This is a genomic window from Rhodococcus sp. NPDC078407 (genome assembly GCF_044542515.1).
GTDB lineage: Bacteria > Actinomycetota > Actinomycetes > Mycobacteriales > Mycobacteriaceae > Rhodococcoides.
In genome coordinates this window covers 97,338-110,011 of the sequence record NZ_JBITUQ010000008.1, presented here as the reverse complement: position 1 = coordinate 110,011, position 12,674 = coordinate 97,338, and the positions used below count along the sequence as shown (strand labels likewise).

The 12,674-nt window shown below is 63.9% G+C and carries 15 protein-coding genes and 1 pseudogene; 6 read left to right on the top strand and 10 right to left on the bottom strand.

The window, feature by feature from the left end; genetic code table 11:
• Positions 1 to 7 precede the first annotated feature (7 nt).
• The 5 genes from ACIGGF_RS10980 to ACIGGF_RS10960 form a co-directional block, all read right to left on the bottom strand.
• Positions 8 to 919, bottom strand: coding sequence for a PfkB family carbohydrate kinase (locus ACIGGF_RS10980; RefSeq protein WP_397521350.1), 912 nt, complete (start codon positions 917 to 919; stop codon positions 8 to 10).
• Entirely contained in the window at positions 900 to 1,682 is a 783-nt protein-coding gene (locus ACIGGF_RS10975; RefSeq protein WP_397521349.1) for an ATP-binding cassette domain-containing protein, read from the bottom strand. Before ACIGGF_RS10975 ends, ACIGGF_RS10980 begins: the two co-directional genes overlap by 20 nt.
• Entirely contained in the window at positions 1,679 to 2,668 is a 990-nt protein-coding gene (locus ACIGGF_RS10970; RefSeq protein ID WP_397521348.1) for an ABC transporter permease, read from the bottom strand. The genes ACIGGF_RS10975 and ACIGGF_RS10970 overlap by 4 nt, the downstream gene beginning before the upstream one ends.
• 34 nt (positions 2,669 to 2,702) lie before the next feature.
• The gene (locus ACIGGF_RS10965) at positions 2,703 to 3,701 is read right to left on the bottom strand and encodes a substrate-binding domain-containing protein (protein ID WP_397521347.1); all 999 of its coding nucleotides are present in this window, start codon (positions 3,699 to 3,701) and stop codon (positions 2,703 to 2,705) included.
• Positions 3,702 to 4,193: 492 nt separating this feature from the next.
• Positions 4,194 to 5,180 (bottom strand): YihY/virulence factor BrkB family protein, encoded by a 987-nt coding sequence (locus ACIGGF_RS10960; protein ID WP_397521346.1) that lies wholly within the window; start codon positions 5,178 to 5,180, stop codon positions 4,194 to 4,196.
• 140 nt (positions 5,181 to 5,320) lie between these two features.
• Here ACIGGF_RS10960 and ACIGGF_RS10955 point away from each other — a divergent pair, with 140 nt between their 5' ends.
• Both ACIGGF_RS10955 and ACIGGF_RS10950 read left to right on the top strand, forming a co-directional pair.
• Positions 5,321 to 5,491, top strand: coding sequence for a CsbD family protein (locus ACIGGF_RS10955; RefSeq protein WP_397521345.1), 171 nt, complete (start codon positions 5,321 to 5,323; stop codon positions 5,489 to 5,491).
• A 171-nt stretch (positions 5,492 to 5,662) separates the two neighbouring features.
• Positions 5,663 to 6,400, top strand: a complete 738-nt coding sequence (locus tag ACIGGF_RS10950; protein ID WP_397521344.1) for a GAF and ANTAR domain-containing protein — start codon at positions 5,663 to 5,665, stop codon at positions 6,398 to 6,400.
• A 117-nt stretch (positions 6,401 to 6,517) separates the two neighbouring features.
• On the opposite strand, the gene ACIGGF_RS10945 is transcribed toward ACIGGF_RS10950, so the two are convergent.
• The gene (locus tag ACIGGF_RS10945) at positions 6,518 to 7,321 is read right to left on the bottom strand and encodes a DNA-formamidopyrimidine glycosylase family protein (protein WP_397521343.1); all 804 of its coding nucleotides are present in this window, start codon (positions 7,319 to 7,321) and stop codon (positions 6,518 to 6,520) included.
• A 112-nt stretch (positions 7,322 to 7,433) separates the two neighbouring features.
• On the opposite strand from ACIGGF_RS10945, the gene ACIGGF_RS10940 reads away from it, so the two are divergent.
• The 3 genes and pseudogenes from ACIGGF_RS10940 to ACIGGF_RS10930 all read left to right on the top strand — a co-directional run.
• Positions 7,434 to 7,811 carry a hypothetical protein gene (locus tag ACIGGF_RS10940; protein WP_397521342.1) on the top strand — a complete coding sequence of 126 codons (378 nt, stop codon included), beginning with the start codon at positions 7,434 to 7,436 and terminating at the stop codon, positions 7,809 to 7,811.
• Positions 7,808 to 8,380 (top strand): zeta toxin family protein, encoded by a 573-nt coding sequence (locus ACIGGF_RS10935; RefSeq protein ID WP_397521341.1) that lies wholly within the window; start codon positions 7,808 to 7,810, stop codon positions 8,378 to 8,380. Before ACIGGF_RS10940 ends, ACIGGF_RS10935 begins: the two co-directional genes overlap by 4 nt.
• A 13-nt stretch (positions 8,381 to 8,393) precedes the next feature.
• A pseudogene (locus ACIGGF_RS10930) lies at positions 8,394 to 8,648 on the top strand (TIGR03364 family FAD-dependent oxidoreductase); the annotation flags it as partial.
• Between the two features lie 68 nt (positions 8,649 to 8,716).
• On the opposite strand, the gene ACIGGF_RS10925 reads toward ACIGGF_RS10930, so the two are convergent.
• The 3 genes from ACIGGF_RS10925 to ACIGGF_RS10915 form a co-directional block, all read right to left on the bottom strand.
• The gene (locus ACIGGF_RS10925; protein ID WP_397521340.1) at positions 8,717 to 10,129 is read right to left on the bottom strand and encodes a PepSY-associated TM helix domain-containing protein; all 1,413 of its coding nucleotides are present in this window, start codon (positions 10,127 to 10,129) and stop codon (positions 8,717 to 8,719) included.
• A 166-nt stretch (positions 10,130 to 10,295) separates the two neighbouring features.
• A complete protein-coding gene (locus ACIGGF_RS10920) occupies positions 10,296 to 10,823 on the bottom strand; it encodes a hypothetical protein (RefSeq protein ID WP_397521339.1) in 528 nt (175 codons plus the stop codon).
• An 87-nt stretch (positions 10,824 to 10,910) separates the two neighbouring features.
• The gene (locus ACIGGF_RS10915) at positions 10,911 to 11,483 is read right to left on the bottom strand and encodes a TetR/AcrR family transcriptional regulator (RefSeq protein WP_397521338.1); all 573 of its coding nucleotides are present in this window, start codon (positions 11,481 to 11,483) and stop codon (positions 10,911 to 10,913) included.
• Positions 11,484 to 11,561: 78 nt separating this feature from the next.
• Between ACIGGF_RS10915 and ACIGGF_RS10910 the strand changes: the two genes are divergently transcribed.
• Positions 11,562 to 12,209 (top strand): NAD(P)H-dependent oxidoreductase, encoded by a 648-nt coding sequence (locus ACIGGF_RS10910; RefSeq protein WP_397521337.1) that lies wholly within the window; start codon positions 11,562 to 11,564, stop codon positions 12,207 to 12,209.
• Between the two features lie 19 nt (positions 12,210 to 12,228).
• Here ACIGGF_RS10910 and ACIGGF_RS10905 read toward each other — a convergent pair whose 3' ends face one another.
• Positions 12,229 to 12,648 (bottom strand): nitroreductase/quinone reductase family protein, encoded by a 420-nt coding sequence (locus ACIGGF_RS10905; RefSeq protein WP_397521336.1) that lies wholly within the window; start codon positions 12,646 to 12,648, stop codon positions 12,229 to 12,231.
• Positions 12,649 to 12,674: the final 26 nt, after the last annotated feature.

Below are 12,674 nucleotides of genomic sequence, written 5' to 3'. Positions count from 1 at the left end.
TCCGGGTTCATGGGTAGTGAAGAGTGTCAGTGGAAAGTCGGCCGAGCCACGCTCTGGGACCGATCACCGAGCAGCGCAGTGCAGCAACGTGGGCCGCCCCAGCGATGCGCTCGGGAACGGCATCCGTTTGCGTGGAGTAGTAGGCATACGCGCCGTGGAACGCATCCCCGGCACCCAGAGTATCGACCACCGCGACCGGCTCCACATCGACCGATCCCGAGAACCCTTCGGACCACCACTCCACGGGCTCGCCGCCGTGGGTGGTGACGACGGTGCGTACCCCGGATCCGACGATCGCGGCAGCCGTGGTGGCCGTGTCCGACGTGCCGGGAATGCGAAAGTCCGCCGAGCACACCACATCCGTGGCGTGCGGGATCAGCTCACTCATCACCGGCTTCCAGCGACCGGCGTCCACGACCGACGTGGTAACCCGCGCCGCCGCATGTTCCGCGGCGGCGCAGGCGATCAGGGGGTGGTGCCCGTCGACGAGAACGACGTCGGCACCGGCAACGACGGCCTCGAGATCCGCGGGCGGCGAGGCGTCGGAGTTCACGGCGTCGGCCGAGACGACCGACCGGTCGCCGGTCGATTCGATCACCGTCACCGCAGAGACGGGTACGGACCTCATGGAGCCCTCGGCCGCGTCGATCACTCGTACTCCGAAGGTCAACAGGTCGGCCTTGACCAGCGCTGCCACCGGATCGTCTCCGAGCGCGGTGACGAGCACAGCCGTCCCGCCCAGTGCCGCGAACGTGACGGCCGCGTTGGCCGCAGGTCCGCCCGCTGCCACGAACTGCGTGCTCGAGGTGATCTTCTGGTTGGGCGCCGGTGCTGCCGACACTCGATGGATCACATCGAGTGTCGCCAGCCCGACGAAAACACCGACCGGAGTTGTCGATTCAGACGCCGGCGCGTTCATCGTCGGTCGGCTCCTCCGCGCCGGTCATCAGTGCAACGACCTCGGACATCGTGCGATTCTTCGGATCGACGACGCCCGCACGCTTGCCGAGGCGATGAATGTGGATTCGATCGGCAACCTCGAACACGTGGGGCATGTCGTGGCTGATGAGCACCACCGGTATGCCGCGGTCGCGAATGGTGCGGATCAGATCGATCACCATGCCCGATTCGCGCACGCCCAGAGCGGCGGTCGGCTCGTCCATGATGATCACTCCGCGTCCGAATGCTGCGGCCCGTGCTACCGCCACACCCTGACGCTGACCGCCGGAGAGCGTCTCGACAGCCTGGTTGACCGACTTGATTCCGATCTTCAAGTCCTGCAGGTGCTTCGACGACTCCTCGCGCATCCTCGGCATGTCCAGTCGACGAAACAGCGCGCCGCTGATGCCTTTTCGCTTGATCTCACGACCGAGATACACGTTCGACGCGATGTCGAGAGCGGGTATGACGGCCAGGTCCTGGTAGACCGTCTCGATGCCGGCTGCCCGCGCATCACGGGTGTTCTTGAAAGACACCGGTGATCCGTTCATCAGGATCTCACCCGAGTCGGGAATGACGGCCCCGGCCAAAGCTTTGATGAGACTCGACTTTCCGGCCCCGTTGTCGCCGATCACCGCCAACACCTCACCGGCCCGCAACTCGAAATCTGCACCGTTGATGGCCGTCACGCTGCCGTAGGTCTTGACCAGACCGCGCGCTTCCAGAGCGAGGGGGGCACTCACTGGGACCTCCTACGTGCGAATTGGTCGACGGCCACCGCGACGATGACGAGAATGCCGGTCGCGATGTTCTGGTACAGGCTGTCCACGCCGGCCTGAGTGAGCCCGTTGCGCAGCACACCGACGATCAGAGTTCCGATGAGTGTGCCGATGACGGTGCCGCGGCCGCCGAACAGGCTGGTTCCACCGATGACGACCGCGGTGATCGACTCGAGGTTGGCATTCTGATACGCGTTCGGATCGGCATTGGGAATCCGCCCGAGCGCCGCCCACGCCGCGATCGCCGCGATGACTCCCGTGACGATGTACACCGAGAACAACACGCGACCGGACTTGATACCGGATCGATCCGATGCCTGCGGGCTACCGCCGACCGCGTAGATGTGCCTGCCCCAAGAGGTTTGGGACAACGCGTACCACATCACCGCGTACACCAGCAGCATCACCACCACGCCGTACGTCGTGGAGAAGCTGCCGATCTTGAACGAGTTTCCGAGCAGCGTCAGCGGTCCGCTCGGCACCTGGTAGGTCTCGGAACCGGCCAGCAACCGGGTGGCTGCTTGGATCGCGGTGAACGTACCGAGTGTGACGATGAACGGCGGCAGTCGCAGAACCGTCACCAATCCACCGTTGATCGCACCGAACGCCACGCAGACGGCGAGCGTCGAACCCAGTGCGACCACCGGACCGTTCGCGCCGGCCGACTGCGCCATCACGATGGAACCCATCACCGCCACCGCGCCGATCGACAGATCGATTCCGGAGGTGAGGATGATCAGCGTCTGGCCGACGGCGAGGATGCCGACCACCACCGACTGCTGCAGAATCAGAGACACGTTCTGCGGGTTGAGAAACGAGCTCGAGATCGAGCTGAAGACGATGACGGCTATGAGGAGAGCTGCCATCGGCCCGAGCAGCGGTTCACGCAGGATGGTCCCCACGTCGAACCGGCTCGAGGCCTTGGGCTTGGCAGCGGTGTCGGTACTCACGAATCAGTTCCCTGTGTTCGCCGGTACTCCGCGATCAGCCCCAGCAATTCTCTTCGCCCCATGCGGTGTCCTGCGAATCGATACCATCGACGGGCTGATCGGTGACCAACTGCGAGCCGGTGTCGTTGAAGCCGCTGGGCTTGGTGCCGTCCTCGGCGAACTTCACCACCGCGTCGACACCCTGCTCGGCCATCTTCGCCGGGAACTGCAGCACCGTCGCGCCGATGATGCCCGACTTGACGTTCGCGATGCCGGTGCAACTGCCGTCGATCGAGCCGATGGTGATCTGATCGGCACGGCCTGCGGACTGAATCGCCTGGTAGGCACCCGCGGCTGCGGGCTCGTTGATGGTGTAGAGCGCGTTGACGCCGGGAGCGCGCTGCAACAGATTCTCCATGGCGGTCTGCGCCTTGGTCTGATCGCCGTTGGTGTTCTCCTGGCCGACGATCTCCGGCGAGCTGTCGGTCAAGTCCATGCCCTCGAGGAACCCGTCGTGACGGAAGGTGTCCACCGTGCCGCCCGCGGTGCCGTCGAGCATGATGACCTGGGGTGCGGTGGTTCCGAGTGTGGCCTTGACCCAGGCACCCTGGCTCACACCGGCCGCCTTGTTGTCGGTGGCGAACGTGGCGTCCACCGCATCCTCGGGGTCGGTGGCGGTATCGAGAGCGATGACGACGACGCCGGCGTCACGGGCTTTTTTGATGGCGTCCAGCACTCCGGTCGAGGAGTTCGGGGTGATCAGAATTCCCTTGACGCCCTGGCCGATCAAGTTCTCGATGGCCGCGACCTGGCCCTCGTTGTCACCGTCGAATGCACCGGCCAGAGCCACCAGCTCGGCCCCGCTGGAATCCGCCTGAGCCTGCGCTGCCTCGCGCAGCTTGACGAAGTACGGGTTGGAATCCGTCTTGGTGATGAGCCCGACCTTCACGCTGTCCGAGTCCGAACTGCTGCAGGCGGTGAGGCCGAAAACGAGGGAGCCGGCCATGAGCGCGGTCCCGATCGTCAGCGCGGACTTCCGACGGTGATTGAACATGTGTGGACTCCCTTGTCCCCTGGGCCACGCGGTTCGCGTCGCTCGATTGCAGGAGCCTAAAGCGCATACAAGCGCTTGCGCATGCGCTTTCGCGTAAACAAACCTGGATTCTTTTTCCACCGACCGGCTGACCGGTTCGTGATGGGGGTCACTTGCTCGACGGCTCAGCCTCAGCCCCCGCCACTCCCAATCTCCCGCCACCCCCGATCCCGCCACCCCCGATCCCGCAAACGCACGCGCGTTTGCCATGCGCGAGCAAAGTCGCGCCCGATCCCCTCACCATTCCGCTCGCAGCTGGCGAACGCGCACGCGTTTGCGCCACCCCGACCGGCCCCGGCTCACCGCACCATCGGCGCGCGACTGCGTTCAAGAAGTCGCAGCGATGCTCGCCATCCCACTGGTGTCAGAAATGAGGTCGAGGCGGGCTGAGTGTCCACAATTCGCCGCTGGTTACGGGATCCCGCTCGCGAGCACAGATTGTGGACACTCAGCTCAGTTGGTCGAGGAGTCCTCCCCCGCCACCGATTCCGGCTCGTCGTACGTGACCGTGATGTCCTGGAATCCCTTGTTGCGCTGAGCTTCTGCTTGACCGGTGTAGGAGTTCTTGTCACCTTCGGTGAGTTCGACGTTGTCGGTGAATGGGGTGAGCAGTGCCCGGGGATGCAGGTGATCGACTCGTACCGCATTGATTTCGATGCACAGCACGATGAGGACCGATGCGACGTACAGGAAGCCCAGCAGACCGAGGACGATGGCGAAGATTCCGTTGGCGGCGCTGGCATTTCCGACAACGTAGCGAATGTAGATTCCGCCGAACGATTGCAGCGCCTGCCAGATCACAGCAGCGATCGCGGCGCCGGGCAACACCTCGCGAACAGTCAGCGCGCGTGCGGTTCCGATACGGAATGCCGCCGTGAACACCACGACGTTGACGAGCACTGCACCGATCAGCGCCAGCGCTCCCCCCGCGAATCCGAACACGCCCGAGGACGCGACGCCGTTGAGGACCGTCAATCCGATGACCGCAGTGCCGACGGTGCTCAGTAGCACCAGCCCGCGCAAGCGCCCCTTGATCGGATCCGGTTGCTCGTTTCTGGGCACCGACCACGCAGTGTTCATGGCGTATTGGGCGGCCAGCGAGACGCCGAGTCCGCCGTACAGCGACCCCACGATGCCGATGACGATGGCGGTGGTTCCGCCGCTGAGGCGATCCGGCTGCGCGAGTTGATCACCGATGACGGGGATCTGGCTCATCGCCGAATCGATGATCCGGGTCTGCAGTTCCGGGTCACCGGCCAGCACGATCCCCAGCACTGTGGTGAACAACAGCAGCAGTGGAAACAGCGACAAGAACGAGTAGTACGCGATCAGCGCTGCGAGATAACCGCCTCGGTCGTCGAGAAACTTGTACAGCACGGCCAACGGAAAACCCGCTGACGGGTGTTTGCGCTGATAATTGTCCACCTTGGCGACCATCATCGGTCGAATGTATCCACAGCCGACCTCGCGGAAACGTCGACGGTGCGTGTGACCCAGATCTCACCGAAGACGCGTGCGGTTTCGCAGACCGCCCTCGACTAAGTCTTCAGTACCAACTCGGAACGAGGAAAGGAACTCACATGAGCTTCATCGACAAGGCCAAGAACGCAGCAGAAGATGCCATCGGCAAGGCCAAGGAGGTTGTGGGCGACGCAACCGACAACAAGGACCTCGAGGCCGAGGGCAAGAAGGATCAGGGTTCTGCAGGCGTGAAGAAGGTTGGCGAAAACGTCAAGGACACCTTCAAGTAAGTAGTTATCCAGCCGAGGGCCGTCGATCGAGTGATCGACGGCCTTCGCTGCGCTTCGGGCGTATAAAGTGCTCAGAACCGGCCGAAATGTCGGTTGGCGTCCAGCAAAAGGCGCATGTTCGTGGATCTCTTCGGCGAAGAGCGGCTGGGGTCCCATGCGAGAGGACTGTGAATGTCGCACCCATCGACAGATGTGCACCCTGCCGATTCGGCCCGCGCTGCCAATTCGTCCCCCGCATCGACGCTGGCCGAGTTCGCGCGCTCCTTGCGGGACACTCGCCGTTCGATGCCCGAAACGATGAGCGAAATTCTGCGGACAGCGATCCGGCTCATTCCGGGAGCAACCGTCGGCTGCGTCACCACGCTGAGCAAGGGTGAACGATCCGTTGTAGCGTCCACCGATCCTCTCGCCGAGGAACTGTGTCGACTTCAGTACGAACTCGACCAGGGCCCGATCCCCACCGAGATTCATCACTTCGACGTCGTCGTCTCGGAGGACCTCAGGTCCGAGCCGCGGTGGCCGGAATTCGCCGTGCTCGCCGTCGCCGAGGGATTCAAGTCGTTGGCCGCCTTCCACCTGTACAGCAACGCCGACGACCTCGGCGCGCTGGTGTTGTACAGCAACGAACCGGGAGCTTTCGACGCCGACGCGGTCGAAATCGGTGAGGCGCTGGCCGCTCACGCCGCCATCGCCATGCTCAGTGCCCGAGACAACGAACAGTTCCGCACGGGCTTGGCGAGCCGAGACATCATCGGCCAGGCCAAGGGCATGATCATGGAACGCTACGATCTGGACGCCGTGCAGGCGTTCGAGCTCCTGGCGAAGTTGTCGCAGCAACAGAATCTGCCCCTGCACAAGGTGGCCCACGATCTGATCGAGACCGATCACCCCACCAATTCGACCTTCTGACGCCTCGTCGGTTTCGATAACCCGCTCACGAGGAAGGCTGTCGGCGGTATCGCAGTGCAATTCGCGATATCCGCGGGCGGTTATGTCGTTGAGCCAACAGCGATCGACCGCCCGTCGCTACTGCTCGGGTTGGCACCTGGGACACCACCAGGTGCGACGCCGATCGGGGTCACCCGGGACCTCCGCCACGACCCGTATCGGCACCCCGCATCGCAAACACGGCTTGCCCGCCCGTCCGGCAACCCAGTGCGACCGGCCCTTTCGAGTGTCCCCGGTGGTGACCTGCATCGCTCCCGGCATCGTCGCCGAATGACGCATCGCTCGCTCGAGCAGCCCAACCAATTTCTCCGCATTCACGTCACCCGACGGGGTCCACGGCCAGAGCCCGCGTAAAAAACACAATTCGTTCGCCCACAGGTTCCCAGGACCGGCGATCACCCGCTGATCCAGCAGAGTGGCGATGATCGGGCGGCCCTTCTGGGCAACCACGTTCGCGGCCGCCGTGTCTGCATCGAAGACCGGCTGCAGTGGGTCCGGCCCGAGATGCGCGACCAACGCATTCATGTCCGCGGCCCATCCGTAATCCACCACCGGCAGGAGGATGCCGTACGCGGTGGGCCCGTCGACCACTCCCAGCTGCACGCGAACGTCGGGACGGACACGCTGTGGGATCGATCGACCGGCGCGCACCACCGTCCACGAACCGCTCATTCGCAGGTGCGTGTGCAGCGTCGTGCCGTTGTCGAAGTCGGTGAACAGATGCTTGCCGTGGGTTCGATGCGCGACGACGGTTCGCCCGGCCAGATTCTCCACCGCATGTGCCGGCACGTTCAATCTGCCGGTCCGCAACGTCGCGCCGTCCAATGCTCGACGCAACCTCGTGGCCAGCACGAACACGGTGTCGCCTTCTGGCATGCCCATCGTGTATCCCGCTCGACGCGGCGGTAACCGCACTCGGGCGGCGGATCCACCTTCAGCTCCCTTCGATGTAGCAGATTGCTACACTGCAACTGTTGCCGAAAAGGGAGTAGCCATGACCAATGTCGCCGACCGAGTGACACGATTTGCCTCGGACCTCGTGGATGATGCGGCCGCCGAGGGGGAGCGCGAGAACCGATCGGCGAGGCAGCAACTGGAACATTGGGCCCGCATCGGCCGCGAAGTGTCGAGTCAGCGAGCGGTGGCTCGACGGCGCGTCGAGGCTGCGCTTCGCGGCCGAACCCCACTTGCGGAGCTGTCGCCGGAGGAAGGTGTGGTCTTCAACGCCGAGACTGCCGCGGCACTCGAAGAATCGCTGGCTACCGGCAACCACCTCTCCGAGCGCACCGCGCAAGGGAGAACGACTGTGTTCCTCGATGACCTCGGACGGGTTGTGAAGAACCTGCCCGACGGTACTCAGATCGTGTTGTGAGGCGCCTCGATCTTGTCATCGGGCCGAATGGTTCGGGCAAGACCACGCTCGTCGAGCAGAGGTTGTTTCCTCTACTGCCGATGAGCACCTTCGTCAACGCGGATATCATCGCCAAACAAAATTGGCCGGACGCCCCGGAAAGTCACTCGTACGAAGCCGCCCGAATGGCTGCACGCATTCGTGATTCGCTCGTGGGGCGTGGTGAGTCGTTCATCGCCGAGACCGTGTTCTCGCATCCGTCGAAGCTCGACTTCGTCGCCGCGGCAAAGCAAGCCGGCTACGTCGTCGTGCTGCACGTGATCGCAGTGCCTGTCGAATTATCGATTGCGCGAGTTGCTGTTCGGGTGGAGGAAGGTGGCCACCACGTCCCCGAGGACAAGATCCGTGAGCGTTACACGAGACTGTGGCCGCTGGTTTCACAGGCGATCGATCTGGCAGATCACTCGACCGTGTACGACAATTCGCGCCCGGATGTGACTGTAATCGTCGCTCGTTACGTCGACGGTGACGCTGTCGGCGAAACCCACTGGCCGGCGTGGGCTCCCAACGAGCTTGTCGACAGACCGTAAATCTACGGAGCGGATCACCACGTCGCCGTTTCAGAGCGAGGACGGTTTCGAGGTGTTGCTGACCGAAGCGAAGTCGCTGTTCGGCGTCGACCGCATCGACGTCACGGAGCGCTGGCAGGGCACCTACTGCTCGGCACCGGGTTCGGAGTTCCTGCTGGAACAGCCCATCGATCGCGTGCACATCGCCACCGTCACCACCGGAATCGGCATGACGACCAGCATGGGCCTGGCGCTGTCCAACGTGGACAGCGCTCTGGTACCGGCCTGAGCGCACCCAGTTGTTCACGATCGAACCCCGGCTGCGGGATCCCGCGAGCCGAGGACGATCGTGAACGCTCAGGTGCGGCTGACCCGGCCGAGCACGACGTCGACAGCGATGAAAGCCACCAAGCTCAGTCCGAGGAGCGGGACGAACCAGCCGACGGCGACCGCAACGATCACCAGTACGACGACGGACATCGGTGACATGCGGCGAAGACCACCGCGCAGCGGCGGACGTCCCGTGGTGAGGCCGGTTGCCTTGGTGGGGCGGCGTTTCCACCACATCATGTATCCGCGCACGATGACCGATGCCAATGCGACCGCAAGAGCAAGCAGGACAAGCTGATTGGCCACACCGAACAGCGTCCCCATGTGCAGTTGAATACCCCAGGCCGACAGCTTGGCTGGGAGGGGCCAGTCGGAGAACAACGAGGTGTCGACCACCGCGCCGTTGCTGCCGTCGATCGAGATGGAGTTGTTCGACAGCACCCAGGGCTGACGAGTTTCGGCGACGACGAACGCCGTGTCGTCGGACGCCGGGATCGATGCCTCCACTGCTCCGTCGATGCCGTTGGCCTCGGCAACGGCGAGAACCGAATCGATGCGCCCGACGTTGCTCTCGATCGTCGACGCATCGGCGGGCATGTCCATCGAATGCCCGCCGTGACCGGCATGATCGGTCGATACCGCGTCGGACGATCCGATGGTCTTGCTGACGGCGGGGGTAGTCCAACTCAGTGCCGTGCGCATGTCGGTGACGTTCTCACCAGCGTAGGTGGACCAGGTCAGTCCGGTGGCGGAGAGGAAGATCAGACCGACGGCGACCCACATTCCTGCCACACCATGCCAATTGAGAGACCTGTTGCGGCCCTTCGACTTCCGATCGAAAGTGAGAAGTCGTGCCATGGAACGATTGCGTCGGTAGCGCTCGAACCACAGATACAGGCCACCGAGCGCGATCACCCACAGCCACGACGCGGCGAGTTCACTGTAAAGACGTCCGGGCTCACCGAGGTGCAGGTGACGGTGCAATTCCGAGATCCAGGTGCGCAGCGGTAATGCACTGGACGAGCCGTAGACCGGAAGTTCACCGACGGTCGTCGCGGTCGCTGGATCGACGAAGACGGCCAACCGCTGGGATTCACCCAGTCCGGGGTCGGTGAACAGCACTCGGGTGGTGTCGCCGGGGTCGGCGGCGGGACGCACTGCGGCGACGGTGAGATCCGGCCGCTGGGCCTGCGCTGCCCCGATCTGATCCGCCACCGGAGCGGCCGGGCCGGTGTCGTCGACGTGCAGGTAGTCGCGGTACATGACTTGTTCGAGGGTCGGCGCGATGGCATACAGCCCGCCGCTGATGGTGGCGATCAAGATGAACGGGGCAATGAGGATGCCCGCATAGAAGTGCAGGCGCAGGATCAGCGGACGCCAATTGCGTGGACTGGTGGGTGGAGATGGATCGGCAATGCGTTCTTTTTCCGGTGTGGACACGGGGACTCGTTTCTACAGAAAGTTGATGGGCGCGCGAGAGGACATCGCACGATGGATCGAGCCGCGCGTCATGGCAGCGCGAATCACCAGGGGTGAGATGCGAAGGACGGCAACAGCCCGCCACCTGACGCCTGACGATCAGGTCGAGTGAGACAGGGGGTTGCGCTCAGGCAGTGCGAGTCGGTGGTCCGCGGTTTCCGCAGCCCGAGAGGTCGAGCAGTCGGGATGATCCCGGGATTCGGTACACCGGGAGCGGCGGAGCGATGCGGGAATCGTCGACCACGAGCGCAGTCAGCAGGGGCAGCGCCCTGCGAAGCGAGGTGACCGCACGTCGGATTCCGTGTTCGGCTCCGCGGATGGCAAGTGCTCCGGCCAGGACGGCCACGGCATGCGCGACGAGCATCTGCTGGGTGAGCATCGAACCGTGATGGTGGCCGTCGACGGCCGTGAGCAGTAGGTGTCCGATCGCCTGAGCCGTGGCCAGAACCGCCAGGAGCTGTGCCCTCGGTGCCATCGCGGTCGGCATCGCCGATGTCGCATACCCGACGGCCGCGCACACGAGCACCAACAGAACCACCGCCGCGTCGGACGGGAACATCCCGCCGCCGAATGTGTGCGCGGTGGTGGTGACCAGCGCGGACAGAGTACCCACGGAGGCACCGCGCAGTGGCGCGAATGCATCCGTGTCAGACATGACCGGGATCCTACTATCGACTACGCCGCGTAGTAATCGAGGAGTTGCGCTCACCGAGACCGAGAAGACGAACGCGTACAGCGTGGGTCAGGCGTCGCCGACGACCGCAACTATCAACTTCGCCAATTCCCCGGTTGCGTCCTCGGGAGCAAGCACCCCCGATACCGCAGCGTGCGACAGGGCGTCCGCGGCCCCGAACACTGCTGTGAGCGACGGCGTCGAGACACCGCCGGCGGCAAACGGCTCGAGGATCGTCCGACACCGATCGGAGTATGCCCGCTCGGATGCGCGCTTGACCTGTTCGAGTTCGGGCGAACCCTCCAGCGCCGCAAGTACGCCCGTCAATTCGCGCCCCTGAGCCAGCGCGCAACCGACGTACGAGTTCGCTATGGCCTTCGCCCGTCCGTCCAGGGACTCGGGCGCGGCAGCGAGGCTTTCCTCGAGCATCGCCGTCGATCGATCGTCGAACTCGGTGAACAATGCGGCCAGGAGTTCGGCTCGCGAACCGAAGTGGCTGTACACCACAGGTTTTGCTACACCGGCGTGTTCCGCGAGTCGGCCGAGCGTCAGGGCGTCGGCACCCTCTGCTCGCACGAGAGCCCACGAGACCTCGACCAACTGGTCGTACCTGTCCGATCGGGACAGTCTCGTTCGAGCCATCGCGATCCTCCTTGCGCTATATACGAATAGTAACCTACTCTTGGTACATAGCCGCTCGCATCGAACGAAGGATCAGCCATGACCGCACTCGTCGTAGTCTCCCACTCCGATCCCGATTCACTCACCCACCATGTCGCCACAACCGTGTCGGACGCGATCCGCGCCGCAGGCGGCACTGTCGAGACAGCCGACCTCGCTGCAGAGAACTTCGATCCCCGATTTTCCACCGCAGACCTGGATCTGTTTCGCGGTAACGGCACCCCGCCCGCGGACGTGATCGCCGAGCAGGAACGAATCGATCGCGCAGACCATCTGGTTCTTGCATTTCCGATGTACTGGTGGTCGATGCCCGCCCTGCTCAAAGGCTGGATCGATCGCGTCTTCGTCAGCGGATGGGCGTTCGATTACGACCCCGGAGTCGGCTTGGTCAAGAAACTGAACCGACTCACCGTCCACCTGGTGGTCGTTGCCGCCGAGGGCTCCGAGAGCTTCGCACGTCACGGCGTCGACGAGGCGTTCCGGACGCAGATCGAACGCGGCATTGTCGAATACTGCGGGGCGAGCGTCGGATCGACGACATTCGTGCACGGATCGGACACCCGGGATCGTGACGATCTCCGTGCCGAGATCACCGAGGTCGGCGCTGCCGTTGCCGCGCGCGTACTGGGCCGAAATCCTCGCACGGATGGCGCACTGTCCGTCTCGAATTCACCAGCGACGGTGTGACTCTCGGACAATGTGGCGATCAGGCAGGTATCAACCGGAAGATCGGAAACCGGCGCCCCTCGGCGGTCTCGACGTACTTCGCGAAGCCCTCGGACGCGTCCAAGAACTTCTGCCAGTTCGCGTCCCACTCGTCGTCGGGGATCTCCGACACGGTAACCGGAATGGTCCGGACGGCACCGTCTTCGGGAATCTCCACGTCGATGGCGGGGTGGGCCCGCAGGTTGTGCACCCACGCAGGATGTTTCGGCGAACCTGCTGCGGACCCGACGATCAGCCAACTGCCGTCCTCGGGAATTGCCATGAGCGGATTCAACCGGATCTCACCACTCTTGGCACCGATGGAGTGCAGAACGACCAGCGCATCACCGAAGCCCGCCGTCGACACGTGCCCGCCGTTGCTGCGGAACTCGTCGATGATCATCTCGTTGAAGTCGGCCATAGCAAAAGTATGACGCGCAGCACGTT

Bases quoted from the DNA above. Each gene is read 5' to 3' on its own strand.
- ACIGGF_RS10965 (WP_397521347.1), bottom strand. From the start codon at position 3,701: ATGTTCAATCACCGTCGGAAGTCCGCGCTGACGATCGGGACCGCGCTC.
- ACIGGF_RS10945 (WP_397521343.1), bottom strand. From the start codon at position 7,321: ATGGGCATGCCAGAAGGCGACACCGTGTTCGTGCTGGCCACGAGGTTG.
- ACIGGF_RS10920 (WP_397521339.1), bottom strand. From the start codon at position 10,823: ATGTCTGACACGGATGCATTCGCGCCACTGCGCGGTGCCTCCGTGGGT.
- ACIGGF_RS10950 (WP_397521344.1), top strand. From the start codon at position 5,663: ATGTCGCACCCATCGACAGATGTGCACCCTGCCGATTCGGCCCGCGCT.
- ACIGGF_RS10910 (WP_397521337.1), top strand. From the start codon at position 11,562: ATGACCGCACTCGTCGTAGTCTCCCACTCCGATCCCGATTCACTCACC.
- ACIGGF_RS10960 (WP_397521346.1), bottom strand. From the start codon at position 5,180: ATGATGGTCGCCAAGGTGGACAATTATCAGCGCAAACACCCGTCAGCG.
- ACIGGF_RS10905 (WP_397521336.1), bottom strand. From the start codon at position 12,648: ATGGCCGACTTCAACGAGATGATCATCGACGAGTTCCGCAGCAACGGC.
- ACIGGF_RS10915 (WP_397521338.1), bottom strand. From the start codon at position 11,483: ATGGCTCGAACGAGACTGTCCCGATCGGACAGGTACGACCAGTTGGTC.
- ACIGGF_RS10940 (WP_397521342.1), top strand. From the start codon at position 7,434: ATGACCAATGTCGCCGACCGAGTGACACGATTTGCCTCGGACCTCGTG.
- ACIGGF_RS10980 (WP_397521350.1), bottom strand. From the start codon at position 919: ATGAACGCGCCGGCGTCTGAATCGACAACTCCGGTCGGTGTTTTCGTC.
- ACIGGF_RS10955 (WP_397521345.1), top strand. From the start codon at position 5,321: ATGAGCTTCATCGACAAGGCCAAGAACGCAGCAGAAGATGCCATCGGC.